This window comes from Bombella pollinis (assembly GCF_026385485.1).
Lineage (GTDB): Bacteria > Pseudomonadota > Alphaproteobacteria > Acetobacterales > Acetobacteraceae > Bombella > Bombella pollinis.
This window is the reverse complement of sequence record NZ_JANIDX010000005.1, coordinates 19,988-39,048: the sequence shown is the minus strand read 5'-3', so window position 1 is coordinate 39,048 and position 19,061 is coordinate 19,988. Positions and strand designations below refer to the sequence as shown.

Annotated in this window: 21 protein-coding genes and 1 tRNA gene; 18 read left to right on the top strand and 4 right to left on the bottom strand. The window is 50.8% G+C overall.

Annotation, left to right across the window (positions count from 1 at the left end; translation table 11 throughout):
* Positions 1-19: 19 nt before the first annotated feature.
* From NQF89_RS05875 to NQF89_RS05795, 17 genes are all read left to right on the top strand, one after another.
* Positions 20-265 (top strand): hypothetical protein, encoded by a 246-nt coding sequence (locus NQF89_RS05875; RefSeq protein WP_155573692.1) that lies wholly within the window; start codon positions 20-22, stop codon positions 263-265.
* A 49-nt stretch (positions 266-314) separates the two neighbouring features.
* Positions 315-3,092 (top strand): ATP-binding protein, encoded by a 2,778-nt coding sequence (locus tag NQF89_RS05870; RefSeq protein ID WP_266137761.1) that lies wholly within the window; start codon positions 315-317, stop codon positions 3,090-3,092.
* A 37-nt stretch (positions 3,093-3,129) separates the two neighbouring features.
* Positions 3,130-3,537: a flagellar basal body rod protein FlgB gene (locus tag NQF89_RS05865; RefSeq protein ID WP_155573690.1), complete on the top strand. Its 408-nt coding sequence runs from the start codon at positions 3,130-3,132 to the stop codon at positions 3,535-3,537.
* 43 nt (positions 3,538-3,580) lie between these two features.
* The gene (gene flgC, locus NQF89_RS05860; protein WP_155573689.1) at positions 3,581-3,991 is read left to right on the top strand and encodes a flagellar basal body rod protein FlgC; all 411 of its coding nucleotides are present in this window, start codon (positions 3,581-3,583) and stop codon (positions 3,989-3,991) included.
* Between the two features lie 45 nt (positions 3,992-4,036).
* Positions 4,037-4,867 carry a MotE family protein gene (locus tag NQF89_RS05855; RefSeq protein ID WP_155573688.1) on the top strand — a complete coding sequence of 277 codons (831 nt, stop codon included), beginning with the start codon at positions 4,037-4,039 and terminating at the stop codon, positions 4,865-4,867.
* A gap of 255 nt (positions 4,868-5,122) precedes the next feature.
* Positions 5,123-6,670: a methyl-accepting chemotaxis protein gene (locus tag NQF89_RS05850; RefSeq protein ID WP_155573687.1), complete on the top strand. Its 1,548-nt coding sequence runs from the start codon at positions 5,123-5,125 to the stop codon at positions 6,668-6,670.
* Positions 6,670-6,975, top strand: coding sequence for an STAS domain-containing protein (locus tag NQF89_RS05845; protein ID WP_155573686.1), 306 nt, complete (start codon positions 6,670-6,672; stop codon positions 6,973-6,975). The genes NQF89_RS05850 and NQF89_RS05845 overlap by 1 nt, the downstream gene beginning before the upstream one ends.
* Positions 6,965-7,348 carry a response regulator gene (locus NQF89_RS05840; RefSeq protein WP_155573685.1) on the top strand — a complete coding sequence of 128 codons (384 nt, stop codon included), beginning with the start codon at positions 6,965-6,967 and terminating at the stop codon, positions 7,346-7,348. Before NQF89_RS05845 ends, NQF89_RS05840 begins: the two co-directional genes overlap by 11 nt.
* Before the next feature lie 12 nt (positions 7,349-7,360).
* A complete protein-coding gene (locus NQF89_RS05835; protein WP_266137760.1) occupies positions 7,361-9,589 on the top strand; it encodes a chemotaxis protein CheA in 2,229 nt (742 codons plus the stop codon).
* Positions 9,590-9,621: 32 nt separating this feature from the next.
* Positions 9,622-10,143: a chemotaxis protein CheW gene (locus NQF89_RS05830; RefSeq protein WP_266137759.1), complete on the top strand. Its 522-nt coding sequence runs from the start codon at positions 9,622-9,624 to the stop codon at positions 10,141-10,143.
* 5 nt (positions 10,144-10,148) lie between these two features.
* Positions 10,149-10,982, top strand: coding sequence for a CheR family methyltransferase (locus tag NQF89_RS05825; protein WP_155579578.1), 834 nt, complete (start codon positions 10,149-10,151; stop codon positions 10,980-10,982).
* A 4-nt stretch (positions 10,983-10,986) separates the two neighbouring features.
* Positions 10,987-12,033: a protein-glutamate methylesterase/protein-glutamine glutaminase gene (locus tag NQF89_RS05820; protein WP_155573681.1), complete on the top strand. Its 1,047-nt coding sequence runs from the start codon at positions 10,987-10,989 to the stop codon at positions 12,031-12,033.
* Positions 12,034-12,114: 81 nt separating this feature from the next.
* Positions 12,115-12,504 carry a response regulator gene (locus NQF89_RS05815; RefSeq protein ID WP_155573680.1) on the top strand — a complete coding sequence of 130 codons (390 nt, stop codon included), beginning with the start codon at positions 12,115-12,117 and terminating at the stop codon, positions 12,502-12,504.
* A gap of 134 nt (positions 12,505-12,638) precedes the next feature.
* Positions 12,639-12,962, top strand: coding sequence for a chemotaxis protein CheD (locus NQF89_RS05810; protein WP_230873313.1), 324 nt, complete (start codon positions 12,639-12,641; stop codon positions 12,960-12,962).
* Between the two features lie 28 nt (positions 12,963-12,990).
* On the top strand, positions 12,991-13,350 hold the full coding sequence (locus tag NQF89_RS05805; RefSeq protein WP_155579577.1) for a hypothetical protein: 360 nt from the start codon (positions 12,991-12,993) through the stop codon (positions 13,348-13,350).
* A gap of 57 nt (positions 13,351-13,407) precedes the next feature.
* On the top strand, positions 13,408-14,274 hold the full coding sequence (locus NQF89_RS05800; RefSeq protein WP_266137758.1) for a hypothetical protein: 867 nt from the start codon (positions 13,408-13,410) through the stop codon (positions 14,272-14,274).
* A 131-nt stretch (positions 14,275-14,405) separates the two neighbouring features.
* Positions 14,406-16,232 (top strand): carbohydrate porin, encoded by a 1,827-nt coding sequence (locus NQF89_RS05795; protein ID WP_230873312.1) that lies wholly within the window; start codon positions 14,406-14,408, stop codon positions 16,230-16,232.
* Here NQF89_RS05795 and NQF89_RS05790 read toward each other — a convergent pair.
* On the bottom strand, positions 16,220-16,726 hold the full coding sequence (locus tag NQF89_RS05790; protein ID WP_155573677.1) for a phosphate-starvation-inducible PsiE family protein: 507 nt from the start codon (positions 16,724-16,726) through the stop codon (positions 16,220-16,222). The genes NQF89_RS05795 and NQF89_RS05790 overlap by 13 nt on opposite strands.
* A 217-nt stretch (positions 16,727-16,943) precedes the next feature.
* On the opposite strand from NQF89_RS05790, the gene NQF89_RS05785 reads away from it, so the two are divergent.
* Complete coding sequence (locus NQF89_RS05785) at positions 16,944-17,324, top strand: hypothetical protein (protein WP_099026882.1); 381 nt, start codon at positions 16,944-16,946, stop codon at positions 17,322-17,324.
* 195 nt (positions 17,325-17,519) lie between these two features.
* Here the strand turns inward: NQF89_RS05785 and NQF89_RS05780 are convergent.
* The 3 genes from NQF89_RS05780 to NQF89_RS08885 form a co-directional block, all read right to left on the bottom strand.
* Positions 17,520-17,636 (bottom strand) — tRNA-OTHER (locus NQF89_RS05780).
* Between the two features lie 505 nt (positions 17,637-18,141).
* On the bottom strand, positions 18,142-18,474 hold the full coding sequence (locus tag NQF89_RS05775) for a hypothetical protein (protein WP_266137757.1): 333 nt from the start codon (positions 18,472-18,474) through the stop codon (positions 18,142-18,144).
* Between the two features lie 89 nt (positions 18,475-18,563).
* Positions 18,564-19,040 (bottom strand): lysozyme, encoded by a 477-nt coding sequence (locus NQF89_RS08885; RefSeq protein WP_407652354.1) that lies wholly within the window; start codon positions 19,038-19,040, stop codon positions 18,564-18,566.
* Positions 19,041-19,061 lie beyond the last annotated feature (21 nt).

Here is a 19,061-nt window from a genome sequence, read left to right as displayed (position 1 = left end):
ACCCTAATGTAAGGATAAAATGATGTCAGAAGCGTCACTAGCCTCTCAGTTAGCGTCTTCTATGAAGATGCATACGGTTCAACAAGCGCGTGAGGCGCGTAAGGCGGTGCGGCCGCAAAATGCGGGGCGCGTACAAATCTCCTCCCAGCGTAGCAATGGGGCGCAAGCGTCTATGCAGCTTGATGCGACAGGGCAGGTGGTTCCCAGCGCAAAAGGCGTGCGTAAAAACTCCGCTACAGCCAGCTTTGCCAGCTTGTTGGGTTAAGGGCCTGTAAGGGCCGTGCGGACCGAATCGCGGCCGGGCGGGGAGAGGAATGCGTGAGCGGAATGATATGATGAGGGATTGCAGCACGATGATGCGCGCTGTTCGTAAGGCTGTGCGGCGGCTGCCCGTATTGGGATGGCGGACAGCTTGTTATGGTGCTGTGGGTATGCTCCTCATCGGGGGGTATGACGGTGGGAGCCGGAGGGTGCTGTTGGCATCATCGGCTTTTGCTGTGCCATCGTCCCCTCATGCACATTCGGCGCGCATCACTCGTGGGGCGAAGCATCAACGCAAAGCGGCTGCATCGCACCATGCTGAAAATGTCGCTAATAGTGAAACATTAGGGCAAATGCACATTAAGCCGGGGGATCCTTTATTGGATGAATTGCCCGCTGGCTGGGGTGTGCATGTGCTTGGCGTTGGTGGTCCACAGGGAGGAAAAGCTCCTAAAGAGAGTTCTACTCATTCTGTGAAGAAAGTGGCGCGTCCACCTCATACGATACAGCCAGCGGAGGTGACTGCCACCAAACCGGAGGGTCACCCAGCTGCTGCGGGAGCGGTGGGGCTTGCCGCAGGGGTAGGGGATGCGTCTGTTCCCTCTCAGGCAGTGGGGCATATACCGGCTGCAACAGCATCTTCACGCAATCGGATTCTTATCCCTGTACCGGGGCAGATGGGGATAGCGGCGTATCAAAGTGGGGACCGTCTCATCATTTTGGTGGATGGCCGCCACCCTATGGACATAGCGGCCCTGCGTGGGGATGGCATGTTTGCACAGTTGAGTGTGACGGCTTTACCCGATGTAACGATGATTACTCTGCCTGTGCCAGATACACGGGCTTTATATCTCTCGCAGCAAAGTAATGGCTGGGTGTTAGGTGATCAACCACCGCCTGCTGTTGATTATACCGATAGGCGTGAAATTAGCCCAACATTGCGTGAGGATGGTCTTTACTTCCCTATGCGGAAGCCGGGACGTGTTTTCTCGGTTGAAGACCCCGTCTCAAATACGCCCTTATTAGTAGGGACAACGGTTTTAGATGATGGTGGGATGCTCTCTTTACGGCGGGGAGTGGATTATGACGTATGGCCCTCTCTGGAGGGGATCGTCATTGCTCAGCATGAGCCGCCACAGGTGACGATGAAGGCCGTTGCTAAAGGGGACCTCCTCCAACGTGCGGATGGTCGTCCTTTGTCGGATTTGGATCGTGCGATTTATGCCAGTGATGTAGATTTAAATTGGTTAGGGCTTAAAAATCTCACCCCAGCCCAAGCACAAGAGCGTTATCGCCATGCCTTAATCGCGGCGGCTGATTCCACACCGGGAGAGCGGTTTAAAAAACGGTTTGAGGCAGCACAAGCGGCGTTAGGGGTTGGAATCTTCCCCGAGGCACGGGCGATTATGGATGTCGCTTTGGAGGATGACCCGGAGGAAGCCTTTCGCCCGGATGTGCGCTTCTTTCTGGCAGCGACGGATTTGCTGACAGGCCAGATGAAAGGGGCCTCACAGCTCATGCAGCAATGGCCGGAGCAGGCTATACGCGCAACGAAGCTCTGGCAGGGGCTTTATGAAGCTCTAGCAGGAGGGAAGGATAGCGAGGCGGCTCATCTTCTTGCCCGCGATATGCCCCGTTTGATGAATTATCCAGAGCCGTTGCGGTCCTTCTTGCTGCCCATCGCGGCAGAAACCATCGCCCGCCATGGCGGCTCAGCAGAATGGCATGCTTTGGACCATCTGCCGGAGGGGAGTGCGTATCAATTTGCGAAGGCGGTGCGTGCGTTACGCTCTGGGCGTGAGGATGAGGCGATCCATCTCTTGGAGGATTTGTCTGTTGATAAAGACCCTATCGTGGCGGAAAAAGCGATGGAGGAAGGCATAGCCCTCAGCGTGCGTGATGGGCATATCGACTCTGAGAAAGCGGCGCGGCAATATGCTTCTCTCCTGCCTGATGCTCGCCTTGCAGGGCGTGATGGTGTGGTGAATATGTTGCGGGCTGGGGCGAATATTCGTGCAAAAAAATGGGAAGCCGCTTTGCAAGCCCTTAATCAAGTGGAGGATACACCACTTCAACAAGACCCGGCGCGTATACAGGTTCTTTTAGGCAAGGCTTTAACAGGCTTAATGCAGGACTTGCCTCATGGGGCATCGGCTGGGCAATCCCCACAGGATGAAGCGGCGTTGGTGCGTGGGGCTGCGCTCATGCGGGCTTATTTGCCAGACCTTTTGCCAAGTGACCAAAAAGGGACTTTGCAGCTTTCTTATGGCCAGCTTTTGGGGCGGTTAGGGTTAGCTGATAAAGCTGGTGAGGCCATGACAACGGCCATCCCCATGATAACTGACCCACAAAAGCGGGCAGCCGGTGGGGATATGTTGGCAGAGAATGAAATTAAGCGCGGCTTGTTTGATGAAGCCTCTGCCACATTAGCGCAAACGGCTCCTAACCCCATGCCCCCGCAGGAAGCGGCTGAGCGGAATCGCATTATGGCGCGTATGGCTGCGGCGTCTGGCAAGCCAGAAATCGCCCTTTATTTGCTTAGTGCCGACCAATCTTCTCAAGGGGCCGATATGCGGGCGCGCTTGCATGAAAATCGGGAGGAGTGGCCTGCTGCAATAGCGGATTTGCGCGGCATGGTAGAGCATGACTTGCCAGAGCAAGGGGCCTTGGACGTATCGCAGCAGCTTTTGGCCTTACGTTTTGCCTCTGATGCGTCCCGTGCGGGGGATGTGGGTATGCTGAATTGGATTAAAAACCGCGTAGGTGAACGTCCTTTTGAGGGCGATGCAGGGCGTATGTTCCAACTGCTTGTCTCGCCAGAACAAGATTAGGAATGGCCTAAAGCGGATGGGGAAAGGATAGAGCGCGATGAGTAATATGATAACAGGGCCGGGGCAGGGCACGGATCTTCTCCACCTTGCGGAGCGGCGGATGAGTTGGCTGCAAAATCGTGAATCCGTGTTGGCAGGGAATGTCGCTAATGCCAACACGCCGCATTATAGCCCTAAAGATGTTACGCCGTTTCAGGGTGTGGTGAATGCGGCACATATGGTGGCGTTAAAGCGTACACAGCCGGGGCATATGCTAGGGCCAGCAGGGGAGAGCCACGCTAAGCGAGAAGGGGGGCGTGCCTCTTTGGATGGTAACCGTGTGGTTTTGGAAGATGAGCTAGGCAAAATTGCGCAAACAAGTGACCAGCAGCGTTTCGCGACAACCGTTTATGGCCGTTATATGGGCATGTACGGCATGGCTTTGGGCAGTTCTGGCGGGCAATAAGCCTTGCTTTATGGTTTTGTTTTGAGTGTGAGAGGGATGAGAGATGGATTTTTCTGATACAATTGGTGTTTCAGCCGCTGGGATGCGGGCACAAACAGCACGTTTGCGTGTTGCGGCGGAGAATCTTGCAAATGCTGAGACGACAGGAGCATCGCCGGGAGCGGACCCGTATCGCCGTAAAATTGTAACCTTTAAAGAATCGTTGGATCGTGCCAGTGGCGTTTCCAGCGTTGCGATACGTTCGGTTGGGGAGGATCAATCCGACTTCCAAATGCGGTACGACCCGGCCCATCCTGCGGCTAATGAGCAAGGCTATGTGAAGATGCCGAATGTGAGTTCCATTGTAGAGATTATGGATAGTCATGACGCTCAACATTCATATGAGGCTAATTTGAATGCCTTGCAGGTAACACGCGCTATGTTGACGCGCGCTATTAATGTCATGCGGGATTGAGGAAGCGGTGTTGTTTGCACTGCGCCGGGTATGAGGACGGATATTATGAGAGGACGTGCTAGGGCTGTGAAAAAACCGGGCTTTTCCCTTAGTAAGATTACAAATCTTGCCTCCTGTTTGATGACGGTCCTTTTGGCGTTGAATCTTCATTCTCTCGCGGCGCAGATTAGCCAGCCTAATACGGAGAAGGAGCCCCCAAAGAATGGTGCAGAGCTGGAGAAGAAGGGGGTAATAGCAGCCCGGAGTGATGGCGAGAAAACGCCCCTTCAGCCTACAGCAACGGGTGCAGTGCCGAAAAAGACGCATCCGACTACAGTGCGCGTTTATGTCAATAAATTACAGGGATGGACGCCGCTTAATGGTTTGGCAGAAGGGGACCCGGCCTCTGGAGAGAAAGATGAGGATGCGTTGGAGCCGCGTGTTAAAACGGCAGAGCAGGGGTTAAATGAGGAAATCTTGGCTCATCGTCAGGCGATGCAAGGGCAGGCAGAGGCTTTAAAGCAGCAACAAAAAAGCCTTGAAGCTGAGCAAAAAGAACTTGATGAGAAGTTGCAAGCGTTAGGACGTAATGCTTCGGAACTATCTGCTGAGCAAGACCAACGCCGCCAAGATGTGGAGCATAGTATTGACCGGCTCGCGCGCATTTATGAGCAAATGTCCCCGCGTGATGCTGCCGCTATGTTTGATGTATTGGATATGCGCGTCATGGTCCCGGTAGCACAACATATGATACCGCGCCGTATTTCTGAAGTTATTGGAAATATGACGCCAGACCGGGCTAATGTTTTGTCACAATATTTAGCAGGTATTCGTAAATTAAGCCCTGATGCGATGAATCGTCTTAATAGTCCGGTGGATTGTAATATTGCTAAATGAGCTGTATTCTCCACAAATTAACAGGATCAAATAAAGTTAAAATGAGCTAATGGAAGGTAAATGAAATCCTATATTATGTCTATTTTTTGATAAATAGCCTTCTTTTTGCTGATATTCTGCCTTATTTAAGGTTAAATTGTGGCATGGTCATAATTCATATGGCTATAATAAGGCTTATGTCTTGTAATTTCGCAGCCCGGTGGGGGATATTGGCCATGCTGAACGGGGATCTTCTGGAGGGAAGGGAGGAGTCTGATGTTCAAATGGCTTTACAGAGATGCTTTGTTCCGCGTGCAAGTGCGTGTAGCGATGTTGGCGATTGAGTTTTATCTAGCGGTGCAGCTGCTTGTGGAGGGGGTGGGTTATCTCCAAAAGAAGCAGTTTGATAGTGTTGCATTTATTAATGTCGGTACGCTTGTTTTTGGCATGTTGCTAGTATGGGGCGTATGGCTTTTTCTTACAAAAGCTTTAACAGAGCCTGTAGAGCGTTTGATGGGTATGGGTGCCGCTTTAGATGAGGGCTACACACCAGATATTAGCCAATATGAAGGCCGTAAGAATTGTGTAGGGCGGCTTGGTAAGCTGCTTGCCTCTTTAGCGGTGAGTTTGCAGGAGCAAAAAGCGGCAGAAAAAGCGCATGGTGAAGCGGCTAATAAAGCCATGGAGGCCATGGAGGAGCTGCGTGAACGTGAGGTGCGAACTCATTCTGTTGTAGAGGAGCTAAACCGTGCTTTGCAACGATTAGCGCAAGGGGATCTCTCCATCCGCATCATGAGCGAGTTATTTAGTGGGGAGTTTGGCCCAGTGCGGGAGGCTTTTAATGGCTCTTTAGCGGGGTTAGGGGCGGCACTTTCGGCTGTGGCAGAAAGCTCCAATATGATTGCTAATGGGGCGAGCGAAATCTCCACAGCCTCTGATGACCTTGCAAAACGGACAGAGCGTCAGGCGGCGAGCCTTGGGCAGGTTACATCCTTTGTAAAATCTATCTCAGCGGGGTTTCAAACCACAGTGAGCAACTGCTCTTATGCTAGTAATGAGACTAGAGAGACGTTGCAGAAGGTTAAGACAGCCTCTACGGGGATGGAGCAGACTCGTGAGGCGATGAACTCTATCAAAACATCATCAGATGATATTGTGCAGATTACGCGCTCGGTGAGTGATATTGCGTTTAAAACCAATGTTCTTGCGTTGAATGCGAGCGTAGAGGCGGCGCGTGCTGGTGAGGCGGGCCGTGGTTTTGCAGTGGTTGCAAAAGAGGTGCAATCCCTAGCGGAGCAATCTGCCAAAGCGGCTGATATGATTCGTGATGTGTTAGAGACCGCTACAGCCCATGTGCAAGAGGGTGTACGCCTTGTTGCGCGGACAAGTGGGTTGCTTCAGGATGTTGAAGAAGGCACCGAGGCTCTGGCAGAGCGTGTTGAAGTGGTGACCCAAGCCACCGATGAGCAAGCGCGTAGTTTGGCGGAGGTTTCTGACGCGGTAAGCAGTATGGATGGCATGACCCAGCAAAATGCGGCGATGGTCGAGCAATCCACAGCGGCAAGCCATAATTTGACGACACAAGCCCTTAAATTGCGTGAAACATTAGCAACTTTCACAATCGGGGGGGGCACGGAGCATAGTGCGTTGTTAGGCCGCAGCCAGCTAAAGGCCTTGCCGCAAGAAGGAGCACCGGTCTTCTCGGCGGGGACGAAGCAAAAGGCAGCATCGCCTTTGTTGGCCAGCCGTCATGGTGAGATTCAGCAGGATGGAAAAATCTTACCAACACATTCTGATGATGAAGATGGCTGGGAACATTTCTAATGGTCGCGCTTATGGAGGGAGCTAGTCCCATAATCACCCTGCCGTCACGATTGGATACAAAAGCAGCGGATGGTTTAAAGCAGTTGCTTTTGGAGGGGCTGGCAGAGCATCAGGGGGGAGAAGCCCTCAGGCTGGATGCATCGCATGTGGAATATGTTGGCGGATTATGCGTGCGATTACTGCTCGCGAGTGGGCTGAAGGTTAGCGCGTGGTCTGACAAAGCAGAGGAAGCCTTCACGCTCTTTGGCGTCCGCGGCCAGCTTTTGGCGCATGAGGGGGCAGAGGAGGCTCATTATGGTGGATAATCAAGCTATCAGGGTGCTGACGGTTGATGATTCGCGCACTATGCAAGGCATGTTGCGGAAAGTCTTGGGGGATGCGGGGTATGATGTCATCCAAGGTGGTGATGGTGTGGAAGGGCTAGAGGCCCTCCAGCAGGCTAATCCAGCCCCACAAGCGATTATTACCGATATTAATATGCCGCGGATGGATGGTTTCCAATTTATCGAGGCGGTACGCGGGATAGAGGCATTTGCGCATCTTCCTATCATCTGCCTTACGACCGAAATTGATGAAGAAAAGAAACAGCGGGCGCGCTCCCTTGGGGCAACCGGGTGGATAGCAAAGCCGTTTAGTGCCGAGAAACTCGTTTGGGCTATAAAGCGTGTCACAGCGTAAGGGAGCATGGTTATGAGTGATGTCATGGATGATATCCTTAAAATCTTCTTTGAGGAATGTGATGAGCTCCTTCCTGAATTGGAAAGAGGCCTTAGCGAACTCTCAGAGGATGATGCTGACCCGGAGACAATTAACGCTATTTTCCGGGCGGTTCATTCCATTAAAGGCGGGGCGGCTTCATTTGGATTGGAGCGTCTTGTACGTTTTGCTCATGTTTATGAGAGCGCGTTAGATTGTTTGCGCTCCGGGCAGGTGAGGCCCGATTCTGCAACAGTGAAGACATTCTTCATAGCGATGGATGTGTTGAGCGATCTTGTTTCTGAATCAAAACAAACTGGCGAGAGAGTCGATAATCACCGTGTTGATGAGAATATCCATAAATTAGAGGAGATTATTGGGGCGCGACCAGAGGAGGAGCCTGTTGTAGAGCTGGAGGATTCTGCAGCTCCGGAAGGGTTTGTCCCCGTCACGGTAGATTTAGAGGCGTTTGATTTTGACGATCCTGCGGAGGAAGCCACCCCCCTAACAGAGACATTGCGAGTGAGTTTTCGTCCCCATGGGGAGCTGTATGAGCGCGGTGATGATGCGCGTAACTTATTATTAGGGTTAAAGAGCCTTTTGCCATCAGAGCAAGCGGCGGCTATGGTGGTGAGCTGTCAGCAACAAGATCTCCCCCCTTTAGCGGACCTTCCCGTAGATGAAGGTTGCCTTGGGTGGGAGGTGCATCTCCCTATTGGAGCTGAAGGTCCAACAGAGGCTGATGTGCATAATGTGTTCGACTGGGTGAGTGATGTATGTGACCTCACCATCAGCCGAGGAGAACAGCCTGTAGAAGATGAAATCTCTGATGAGGCTGAGTGTGTTGCGCCGATAGTCTTAGAGCCAGATTGTGCAAAGCCCCCCAAGGAGGAGCCTCATCCTGTACAGCCCGTACAAGAGGAAGGTCCTTCTGCTTCACCCTCATCCAAACAGGGGCGTAAACAAGAGCAGCATGCGTCCATCCGTGTTGATACAGGTCGGATTGGTATGTTGATGGATATGGTAGGGGAGATGGTGATTGGTCAGGCCTCCCTAGAATCCGCCTTATCACAGCAAGGTGTTACACAAGATCAAGAGCTGGTGAAGCGACTAGCAGTTTTGAAGACCCTTACGCGGGATATTCAAGAGGCTGTTATGGCGATTCGCGCCCAGCCTGTTCGGCATGTCTTTCAGCGGATGCAACGTGTTGTACGGGAGGGAAGTGGCCTCGCGGGGAAAGATGTCCGTCTGATTTTGGAGGGTGAGGAGACGGAAATTGATCGGACGTTGATCGAAAATCTCACAGATCCACTAACCCACATGCTGCGTAATGCGATTGACCATGGGATTGAAGATAAAGAGACCCGGCAGGCGGCGGGTAAGCCAGCCCAAGGGACCATTAGGCTCTCAGCCCGTCATCGCTCTGGTCGGATTTTGATAGAGATTCAAGATGATGGGGGTGGGATTAATAGCCAGCGTGTTTTGCAGACAGCGATTAAACGCGGCATTGTTTCAGCACAGGCTGTTTTGGATGAGCATGAGATTAACGAGCTTATCTTTGCCCCCGGCTTCTCTACGGCTGATGCTGTTTCGGACCTTTCCGGCCGTGGGGTGGGGATGGATGTGGTTCGCCAAGCGATTCAGACCCTAGGAGGGCGGGTGATGATTAAAAGTACACCCGGGCAGGGGACGCTATTTACTTTGAGCCTACCGCTTACCCTCGCTGTATTGGATGGGATGTTGATAGAGTGTCGTGGTGCGGTGATGGTGGTGCCAGTCTCCTCCGTGGTGGAGCTCGTCACAGTGGATGTGAAGGAGGATATTTATCATCTGCCAGATGGGAGCCATGTTGTCTCGATTAGAACACGCTGTATCCCTCTGATTTATTTGGGTGATGAACTGACTCTCCCGCAGGATTATAGCGATGTGACTGGTCCTAACCATATGGGGCGGGCTGGTGAGGGTGATCAACTCATGGTCCTTGTGGTGGAAAATGAGGCCGGGGCCCGGGCAGCTTTGGTGGTAGATGGTGTGCGTGACCAAGCGCAAGTCGTCATCAAAAGCATCGAGAAGAATTACCGCCCCATCAAGGGGGTTTCTGCAGCAACAATCCTTGGGGATGGAAGTGTGGCGTTGATTTTAGACGTATCGACCTTAATTGTTTCTGCTACGAAACGTGTTGATACGCGCGCCTTAGAAGTACTTGCTGAACATAATGCGTGAAGAATGACGCATCGGAAGAAAGGTGGAGAAAGATGCCCGTAACGACTAATAGACAAGCCCCCTCAAAAGAGACCGGGGTTGTGGCGCATGCTCCTACGGGAAAAGAGCAGATGATTATCTTCACTGTGGGGGAGCAGCGTTATTGTATTCCTATCCTCCGCATTCGCGAGATAAGGGAGTTTGAAGCCGCAACGTATTTGCCGCATTGCCCTGCTTATGTAGAGGGGGCCATTAATATCCGCGGGAATATCGTAACTGTTGTTAATCTCGCTCGTTATTTAGGGACAGAGATGCAAGAGGGGAATGAGCGGCGGGTTGTTATCATTATTGAGGATAGTACAAGCCGAACGACCTGCGGGCTGTTGGTTGATAGTGTAATTGGCATTACAGATATTATCTTAGATGAGATACAGCCCATCTCTGTTGATGGTGGTGCTGCGGAATTAAGCGGTCTTGTGAGTATTGATGAGCGTGTCATCCGTATTCTGCAATTAGATACATTATTAGCGCGCTTATTGGGGGCTAATCTTATCCATACAGATGGGGTGTCATAAGCGTCATGGACGTTCCAGATAGCTTTGCGTACTCCGCAACGGACTTTCACCGTGTGCAGGAGATTGCGCGTTTGGAGGCGGGGATTCATCTTCCTCATTCTAAGCGGAGCCTTGTGTTCTCCCGTGTGTCCCGCCGCATCCGTGCCACTGGCGGGGAGTCATTTCGCGATTATCTGGACTATGTGACCTCCCAAGCGGGTCGGGCAGAGCTACAAGAGTTAATCTGTGTTCTTACAACAAATGTGACGCAGTTCTTCCGGGAGAAGGCTCATTTTGAGCATCTGGAAACAGAGCTTTTGCCAAAATTAGGGGCTTCTTTACGCCAAGGGGGGCGGGGGCGGTTGTGGTCTGCGGCCTGCTCTACCGGGCAAGAGCCTTGGAGCATGGCTATGTCGGTCATGGCGCGTGTCCCTGATGCACCACGTTGGGATATGCGGATTCTTGCAACAGATATTAATCATGCTGTTGTGGAGACAGGACGTAAGGGAGAATACAGGGCAGAGGACCTCCAAGCTGTACCACAGCGTTGGCGGGAGACCTATATGCAGCAAGCCGGGGATGACACCTTCACTATGGGGGCAGATATTCGCCGGCTTGTGACGTTTCGGTCGCTTAATTTGAATCGAGCTTGGCCGTTTCATGGTCAGTTTGATGCTATTTTCTGCCGAAATGTAGTGATTTATTTTGATGACGAAACGCGCAATGCGCTTTGGAAACGTCTTGCCGAGCGGCTTGTTCCCGGTGGCTTTCTTTATGTGGGTCATTCCGAGCGGGTGGATTGTACAACCGCATGTCAGTTGGATGTTGTAGCCCCAACCATCTATAGAAAGAGGAATTAAGAGCATGAAGGAGCGCATCAAGGTCCTTATTGTTGATGATTCGCGGACCGCACGGGAGCTGATAAAACGCTCTTTTCTCAAATATCCAGAAATTGAGGTCATCGGCCTTGCGTCTAATCCGCTTGAGGCACGGGATATGATTATTGAGAATCAACCCGATGTTATTACGCTAGATATTGAAATGCCGGGGATGAATGGCCTTCAATTTTTAGAAAAGATTATGCGTCTGCGGCCTATTCCTGTTGTTATGGTCTCTAGCATGACGACAAAAGGGGCGAATACAGCGATTACGGCGTTACAAATGGGCGCGTTTGAATGTTTCCCCAAGCAAGATTGTGCTGGGGAGTCCTTTGCGGGGCTGGGGCAAATTGTTTTAGAGGCTGCACAGTCTCGCCCCGGTTTGTGGCATCAACGGGCTGAGAATCCTCTCTCGGCAAAACCGAGCATGGTAAAAATGCCGTTGCCTAAGGCGTGGCGTTTAAGCTTTGGCCTTGTGGGGATTGGTTCTTCCACCGGTGGGGTGGAAGCGGTGGAGGAGGTGTTAAAAGACCTCCCCGCGCATAGTCCGCCGCTTGTGGTATGCCAGCATATGCCGTCTCTTTACACAGCAAGCTTTGCCCAACGCTTAGATAGCATCATTCCTCAGCTCTCTATTGCAGAGGCGAAAGATGGCGAAGCCTTAACGCCAGGGATGGTGCGTATTGCCCCCGGTGGGAGCAAGCATCTCATTGTGGGGAAGGAAGGTACTCAATATGTAACGCGCTTAAGAGATGGTGCGCCGGTGGGCGGGCATCGTCCAGCGGTGGATAGTTTGTTTCATTCCATAGCGCAGGTTGTGGGGAAGAAAGCCTTGGGGATTATCCTTACAGGGATGGGGCGTGATGGGGCTGATGGCCTTTTAGCTATGCGTAAAGCGGGGGCTAGGACAATAGGGCAGGATAAGGCATCTTCTGTCGTTTATGGCATGCCGCGTGTTGCGGCAGAGTTGGGAGCTGTAGAGCATGAAGTGGCTTTGGGAGAGATTGCACGCTTTGCGATGGGGTTACAGTGAGGCTGTAAACCGGGCACGCTAAGGCATAATGCTATAGTTGTTTTTATGATTGATGATTTAATGGGCAGAAAGGGTTAGAAAATGCCGTCCGCATCTCAGATTCGAGCTTTAATTGTAGATGATCAAGCCTCTATTCGGCAGGTATTGGCCAGCCATATGGCAGAGATTGGCTTTAAAGGTGTTGTGCAACGTAAAGATGGCAAAGAAGCCTTAGAGTATTTAGAGGGCCACCCGGTTCATCTTGTTATTTCTGATTTTAACATGCCGGGTATGGATGGTTTAGCCTTATTAGAGGCTGTGCGCGCTAACCCGAAGACGTCCAAATTAGCTTTTATTATCCTTACAGGGGAGGCTAATGCGGGCCTAGTACAAAAGGCTGTGTCGGCAGGGGTCAATAACTTTCTAGCAAAGCCTTATACATTGGCAAAGCTGAAGGAAACGTTGGAAAAAGTCTTTGGGCCTATCAGGTGATATCGCCACTGAATATCATGACCTTGATACAAGGGGAGCTAGCGGTTTCGGATGATTCATCTGTCGTGTTTAGCACCTTGCTTGGTTCATGTATTTCGGTGTGCATGTATGACCCATATGCGGGGGTAGGAGGGATGAATCATTTTCTCTTACCGGGGGAGGATTGTGTCGGGTCAAGCTCTAGCACAGCGTATCTTTATGGGGTTAATGCCATGAATCACCTTATAGAGCGTCTGATAAAAGCGGGCTGTGTAAGAGAACGTCTTGAATGTAAGGCGTTTGGTGGGGCGTCGGTTTTGTCCGTAGCCAGTGATATCGGGCAAAAGAATGTTGATTTCTTATGGGATTATGTAAAGCGGACGCATCTGCACTGCGTTGCTTATAGTCTTGGCGGGCATAAAGTACGCCGTATCCGGTTTTGGCCTACAACGGGAAAAGTATTGCAGCATAAATGCTGATGTAAAATGAGTATATGGAGGCACGAGCATGAGCAAAGGGACTATCATACAGGCAGCTGCCTTAGTGCAACGTCTAGCCATGGTGTTGGATGATAGTTGTCATAAACTATCTGATGTACAAGAGGCGGTCGCTCGTTACATTGCAACTGGGAACTTAAATGCAGAGCAAATGGAACGCCTGCAAGAACTTGACGCGTTAACGCAAGAGATAGAAGCCGTACGCTCTGTATTAAAGCGCATGGGATGTTCGATGGCTAATTTAGATAATTTAAATTATTCATCTGATTCTATTCTTAAAGATGTTCACCTCTCGCAGGTAAGACATATTTTAAATCATGGTAAAGATTTGAATGATAAGGAAATTCATGGTGATGTTACACTCTTTTAACGATATTTTATAGCATTATGTTTTAGGTGGGTACAGTATGTGTTTATGAAGAGATGAATGGGTCGAGGATTTCCTTCATCATTTCTCCTTAAAGCCGTTTGGTTGGGAGGGGATAGAGAGAGTGACGTGATTGGCATCATTGTAGCAACAGCTGATGGGGCTGTGTTTCAACAACAAGGCTATATGAGTGATGAGGCTGCGCGCTTTTTAGTGGGGTATCGCGAGGCTGCGGCGTTAGTAGGGTTTGGGGTGCGGATGCTGCCTGTTATTCTTACAGGGGTTTGGTCTTTCCCGGGGACAGAGCAGTTAGGGGAGGAGAAGCGATGCCTTGTAGGGCTGCATGATGGGAGCGGTAATGATGATATTTACCGGTCTGTGTTGCAGTATTACCCTATGGCATTGGATAGTGATGATGAGGTGGTTGTTTCCTTCATCGCGGTGGATAATTTTCAGCATTGCCCGGTAGAAGAAGCTTTTGATACAGGGCGATTGGCTGCGTGTTTTGATATTGCTGCATGGGCTGTTGATTCATTACCATACCGTCCAAGTACTGGTATTTATGATCTAACAAAGCATGATGTTAAAGCATTGTCACTTGGTGTTTGGGTTAATATTTTAGCGACATGGTTATCGCGTATAGGTATTTTCTCTAATGAGTTTTTAGAGAAAATACGTTTGGTTATTTGCAGATTTGTTATTGAGAAACTTGCTTGTATAAAAAAAGGGGCCACAGCTAATGTGGAAGCCTATATAAAAGAGCAGCCGGGTATTATGGCGCGATTGGTTGATATGATGGGACATTGTTCGGATGAGCGATTATCTTATTTGCCGATGGACCCAGAGGCATTATGCCGAGCTATTCTGGTGCGTTCGTTACGGTTTTTCCAAGCGGAGGGGGAGGAAAACGGTAAGGAAGGGCAGTAGTTTTTCCCACACTGTGACAAAGTAGTGACAAGTTATTCTTGATTATCTGCTCATATAGACGTGATTAATATTCTTTCATAAAATGCGCCTATCTTTTTAATGAGGCTGGCCGATAGGGAAGCGTTGACTATATGAGCGTATCTTTCTCAGCGTTATATCGTTGTTTTACTGCGACTTTTTGCTTCTGTGCGACTGCTTCGCCTTTATGGGCTGCGGGGGAGCCAGCAGCGTATGAGCATGCGCTTTCTTACTCTGCTCCCAAAGGTGTGTCGCCCGTGATGAAGGTAGCAGGTAAAACCATTCAGCCTGAGACAAAAGCGGGGCAAATGGAATATCTCTTTAAAAAAGGCGGTCAACATACCTCTCCGCCCTTGCATACAGCTCCCCCTCTGGCATCGGCTCAAGCACAGCGGGAAACGGCAGAGCATACAGCGCAGATTTTTATGCGTCATATGGGGATGAAGACGCAGCCTTATTCCAATTACCCTAAGGAGGAGTTTGGGGTTTTTGGGGAAAATGGAAAAGAATTGCTAGAGCGGGTGAATATCCCGTTGCATGAAGGTGACCCGGAGAGCAAATCTGGCCCACCTTTGCCCCACCCAGAGGCCTTGCTACCACAGATGAAGTGGAACCATTGGCTGCGGGATCGTGGCGTTGCTATTATGGTTGATACAACGAACGAGTTTGCCGGGGCGATTACCAGCCCGACTAAAGGATTGGGCTTAAAGCAGGGTTCCTCCAATGCGGGGCAATATAGTTTTGAAAATGATATTGATTGGTACAAATTAGCCGGTATTCGTGGCTTTGAGACGCATATTATTGGCGTGGGCCGTTATGGCATTTCCGCAAGTAAGATGTTTGGGGATAATACAAACCCCAGTCAGGAAATCTATGGCGGTGGCGGTAATGTCGTGTTCCATCTTGTCCATTTTTATGGGGAGGAAACATTATGGGGTGGGCGTCTGAATATTGCTATGGGGCGGATGTCTAGCAATACAGACTTTGCCAATAGCCCACTTTACTGTAACTTTATGAATAATGCCTTCTGCGGTAACCCGAAGGCTGTGACGGATAACTATGTGCGTTCCTCTTATCCGGGGACAAACTGGGCGGCGCGTATTCGGGCACGGCCAACAAATAGTACTTATATTCAGGTTGGTGTGTATTTCCCAGAGCGCGGCATTTACGGTGTGCAGGAGAACCGAACCGGTTTTAAGTTCAATGGCGCGATGATTAGTGGTGTCTTGACGCCTATTGAGTTCGGTTGGGAGCCAGAGTTCGGTAAAGCGCATTTATCTGGCCATTATAAAGTTGGTTTTGCGCCTGATACATCAGACCATTATCTCGGTGTGTATAATCCCCCTAACCGCCGTAATGCTGGACAAACGATGATGAGAATCCCGAATTGCCCGACCTGCAATGGCGTTGGGGATGCGGTGCCGGGGACAGGGATTCGCCGTAACTTCAACTGGGGTATGTGGTTCTTGGCCGACCAGATGATTATCCGCCATCCTACCAAAGATACGGTGGAAGGGGGTTTGATTGCCTTCTTTGATGCGTATTGGAACAAGCCAGATGTTGCCATGCGCGGTAAATTATACGCTTTTGGGTTGGTTGATACTGGCTTTTGGCGTGCGCGCCCGCTTGATACCGTGGGTGTATCTTTCTCTTATACAGGTTCTAGCCATTCCACACGGGCGGCGCAGCGTTTCCAGGTGGAGCATGGCATGGCTCCAGCGGCGGGCAGCCCTTATTATTCCTCTGGCGGGGCCCCGCTTATGTGGGGGTCTTATGGGGTGCAGCGTTGGGGGAGTACGCTGGAGGCCACATACCGTATCCATGTCATGCGGGGTGTGACCTTCGCGCCGGACTTCCAATATTACTTTAACCCCGGCATGCAGCGCGTTTTAAAAGACGCGGCGATGCTTGGCTTTAAATCACACGTTCAGTTCTTCTGAGGTTGCGTGTCTTGGCTTGTCTGTGAGGGTGGAGGGGTTGTGGCATCAACACGTGCCATCGCCTTACCCCGGACAAGCCAATAAGCTGCAGAAAGTGATAAAACAGCAGCGGAGAGGGCGAGCAGTTCGCGGACATTGACACCGTTAAGGTCCAGCACGATGAACTTACGTACCGCGGCCATCATGCCGATGAGCAAGACCGAACGCATACGAATCATTCCTTGGGATTCTGAACCCGGCAAGACGAGGATGGAGTGGCGGAACTCCAAAGCGATTAGCACTGTGAAAAAGAGGCCGAAGACTTCCTGCAATATAGCGGGGTCTGTAGGTTGTAAGCCTGCATGAAGCACCAGCTTTACAACGGCCACTACGACATGCAGCAACCCTAAGCAGGCGACAATGGTGATGCAGAGGGAGAGGATGAGCATAGCTCCCCCCTCAAAGAGATCAAATAAACGGGCAAGCCCGATGAAACCGGGGAAGGTGTTTTTCATGAAACGGCAAAAGCCTTTAATCTGTGTAGGGATGACGCCTATATTGGGCGATTATGTCATGTCATAACCATCATATTATGGCGAGGAAAGGCTTTATATCACAAGCAGAGGGAGCAAAATATGTTGGTTTGCTCTTTATTGCTGCTTTTAGAAAGAGCTAGATAGTGTGCGTGAAATAACGTAACGCTTATCGGGTATGTTTTTGGAGGTTAAGAGAATGAAACGTCTTTTACTATGTGCCACTCTGCTTCTGCCTTTATCTGCCCCGGTAGCGGCACATGCTGCGGATGCACAGCAGGTGGATATACAACATGCTGAAACGCAGCATCTTGTTGTGGGTATTGGTCTGAAACATTGTAAGTTCCACTTAAACAGCAAAGACCCTATGGCAAAGCCTTTGGTGTATAGCTGGGTGCAGGGTGCAATAACTGGCATTGATAACGCTATGGCCGCTGCAACGGGGAAAGAGCTGCTTATCAATAAGGTGACATCTAGCGATGTTATTATCTCTGTGTTTGATAGCGTCTGTCGCTCTAATCCCACAATGACGATTGAGGCCGCAGCGAATGAGACATATGGCAAATTGCTAAAGCGGTAACAGCATTAGTACAGCACAAACGGCACCTGCCTCCCCTATTTTTAAGGGGGGAGGCAGGTGCCAAGCGACTCTGATAAAATTGGCTTCTCGAAAAGTATGTTGGCTTTTATCCGGCCTTAGATGCGCTTTATACGTTCCATAGGTCCTACGCGCTTAGCGCGATGCCATAAAAACCAGCAGAATGGCGGGGAATCATGGTGCCGGATGAGAGATTCGAACTCCCGGCCTTCGGTTTACAAAACCGTGATGCAGTTAGTAAAAAATGGCTGTATCACGGTATTTTCTTGCATCTACAAAATAGAGGTATCCGGCTTTTGTGCCGGGGTGTTAATCCCTAGCCTTTTCATGCTCAATAGCCCGGCATTCTGCGCGTTCATTTCCATAGTCTCGTAGGAATACCGGAACCTCTTTAAGGTCAGGATGATTGCGGAGCTCAAGCGCTAGGTTTTTCTCTTCTGTTTGACTGTAATTTGTTAAGGGGGGGCAGATTAAACGCGGGGTTGGATATGAGCATCCACTTACGAATGATAGGGCGACAGCGACTAGCAGTGCGAATCCGACCAGATATAGTATCGAATGACCACTCTCCATCAAAAGTCTCCTTTATCTAGCGCCTCACTCAATTCGTTCTCATCACGGATTCCATTAGTGCGTGCGTTTAAGGCGCGTTGAGAAGCGGTAGCTTCAGTATTAGACGCTGCTACCGCTTCTGCTTCAGACCGCACACGAGCTGCATTACGCCCGGAGCGGAACGCAAACCACGTTCCGCTTACCAATGCGCAGATAACTAACGCACCAAATCCTGCTAGTGCGTATATCAAGCCGTGACGTCCGTATGCCCGGCGGCCAAGGTCTGCTTTTTGTTTCCTTTCAAGACGCCATAGATGGCCACCATACCGCGCTCTGCTTGTTGGCTACCTACAAGAACATCTTGCAGACCGTTATTTAGGGCCTGTACATCCAACTTGTCTTTCAAGGCGGTTTCCACCTCATCTGTAACGACACCAAGAACTTCGCTAGCAATGCTGAGAACGTGAGCAAAGGTAGGGCTAGTATGGGTGCCAGCCGCTTGTTGGATTAGAGCGGACAGGTTTTCCGCAACGCTGCTTCCGGTGGCTTGTGCGGCTTGATTCTGATTTTGTTCTGGCATATTATTTTCCTTTCCAATCGGCAGTGGGGAACGGCATCTCCGCCATGTTATTAGCCCCAACGCCATTAACAGTAGGACGTCCGGCCAGCTCACAGCGCGTCCGGCTTGCCCAGGAACATCGCGCGTTCAGCTTCTCGGCGTTTTAAAAGTCCGGGGCTTTCTACCACGACACCAGAAGCTAAGTGCATCTTGTCCCAGTGTAGGAACTCGTCCGCGGCCCCTTGCGTGTCTCCTAGTAGGAACTTGCGCAGCAGGGTGGAAGAACGCAGCCCCGCCACCCCCACGTTGTAGGAGAATGAGACTAAAGCAGCCATCTGGTAGGGCGTGACAGTATGCCCTACCGTCCATGCGGTAATTGTCGCACATAGAGACTGAATGCTATCCGCCAAAAGCGCAGTTGCTTCATTTGTTGTCAGTGGCGAGGTATTCTCCGTAACAGGTGCACCGTCCCGAAGGTGGGTAGCCCCGTAACCGATGCTCCACCTCCCGGCTGGGCAACGGTATGGTGCCAGGCGGCAGCCCTCAAAATGGCTGATGAGAATGAAGGCAAGGCGTGATGTGTCCATGCCTGCAAGATAGTTTGGTGG

Excerpts from the sequence above, each read along its gene's own strand:
- NQF89_RS05875 (WP_155573692.1), top strand. The coding sequence starts at position 20 with ATGATGTCAGAAGCGTCACTAGCCTCTCAGTTAGCGTCTTCTATGAAG.
- NQF89_RS05870 (WP_266137761.1), top strand. The coding sequence starts at position 315 with ATGCGTGAGCGGAATGATATGATGAGGGATTGCAGCACGATGATGCGC.
- NQF89_RS05865 (WP_155573690.1), top strand. The coding sequence starts at position 3,130 with ATGAGTAATATGATAACAGGGCCGGGGCAGGGCACGGATCTTCTCCAC.
- flgC (WP_155573689.1), top strand. The coding sequence starts at position 3,581 with ATGGATTTTTCTGATACAATTGGTGTTTCAGCCGCTGGGATGCGGGCA.
- NQF89_RS05855 (WP_155573688.1), top strand. The coding sequence starts at position 4,037 with ATGAGAGGACGTGCTAGGGCTGTGAAAAAACCGGGCTTTTCCCTTAGT.
- NQF89_RS05850 (WP_155573687.1), top strand. The coding sequence starts at position 5,123 with ATGTTCAAATGGCTTTACAGAGATGCTTTGTTCCGCGTGCAAGTGCGT.
- NQF89_RS05845 (WP_155573686.1), top strand. The coding sequence starts at position 6,670 with ATGGTCGCGCTTATGGAGGGAGCTAGTCCCATAATCACCCTGCCGTCA.
- NQF89_RS05840 (WP_155573685.1), top strand. The coding sequence starts at position 6,965 with ATGGTGGATAATCAAGCTATCAGGGTGCTGACGGTTGATGATTCGCGC.
- NQF89_RS05835 (WP_266137760.1), top strand. The coding sequence starts at position 7,361 with ATGAGTGATGTCATGGATGATATCCTTAAAATCTTCTTTGAGGAATGT.
- NQF89_RS05830 (WP_266137759.1), top strand. The coding sequence starts at position 9,622 with ATGCCCGTAACGACTAATAGACAAGCCCCCTCAAAAGAGACCGGGGTT.
- NQF89_RS05825 (WP_155579578.1), top strand. The coding sequence starts at position 10,149 with ATGGACGTTCCAGATAGCTTTGCGTACTCCGCAACGGACTTTCACCGT.
- NQF89_RS05820 (WP_155573681.1), top strand. The coding sequence starts at position 10,987 with ATGAAGGAGCGCATCAAGGTCCTTATTGTTGATGATTCGCGGACCGCA.
- NQF89_RS05815 (WP_155573680.1), top strand. The coding sequence starts at position 12,115 with ATGCCGTCCGCATCTCAGATTCGAGCTTTAATTGTAGATGATCAAGCC.
- NQF89_RS05810 (WP_230873313.1), top strand. The coding sequence starts at position 12,639 with ATGAATCATTTTCTCTTACCGGGGGAGGATTGTGTCGGGTCAAGCTCT.
- NQF89_RS05805 (WP_155579577.1), top strand. The coding sequence starts at position 12,991 with ATGAGCAAAGGGACTATCATACAGGCAGCTGCCTTAGTGCAACGTCTA.
- NQF89_RS05800 (WP_266137758.1), top strand. The coding sequence starts at position 13,408 with ATGGGTCGAGGATTTCCTTCATCATTTCTCCTTAAAGCCGTTTGGTTG.
- NQF89_RS05795 (WP_230873312.1), top strand. The coding sequence starts at position 14,406 with ATGAGCGTATCTTTCTCAGCGTTATATCGTTGTTTTACTGCGACTTTT.
- NQF89_RS05790 (WP_155573677.1), bottom strand. The coding sequence starts at position 16,726 with ATGAAAAACACCTTCCCCGGTTTCATCGGGCTTGCCCGTTTATTTGAT.
- NQF89_RS05785 (WP_099026882.1), top strand. The coding sequence starts at position 16,944 with ATGAAACGTCTTTTACTATGTGCCACTCTGCTTCTGCCTTTATCTGCC.
- NQF89_RS05775 (WP_266137757.1), bottom strand. The coding sequence starts at position 18,474 with ATGCCAGAACAAAATCAGAATCAAGCCGCACAAGCCACCGGAAGCAGC.
- NQF89_RS08885 (WP_407652354.1), bottom strand. The coding sequence starts at position 19,040 with ATGGACACATCACGCCTTGCCTTCATTCTCATCAGCCATTTTGAGGGC.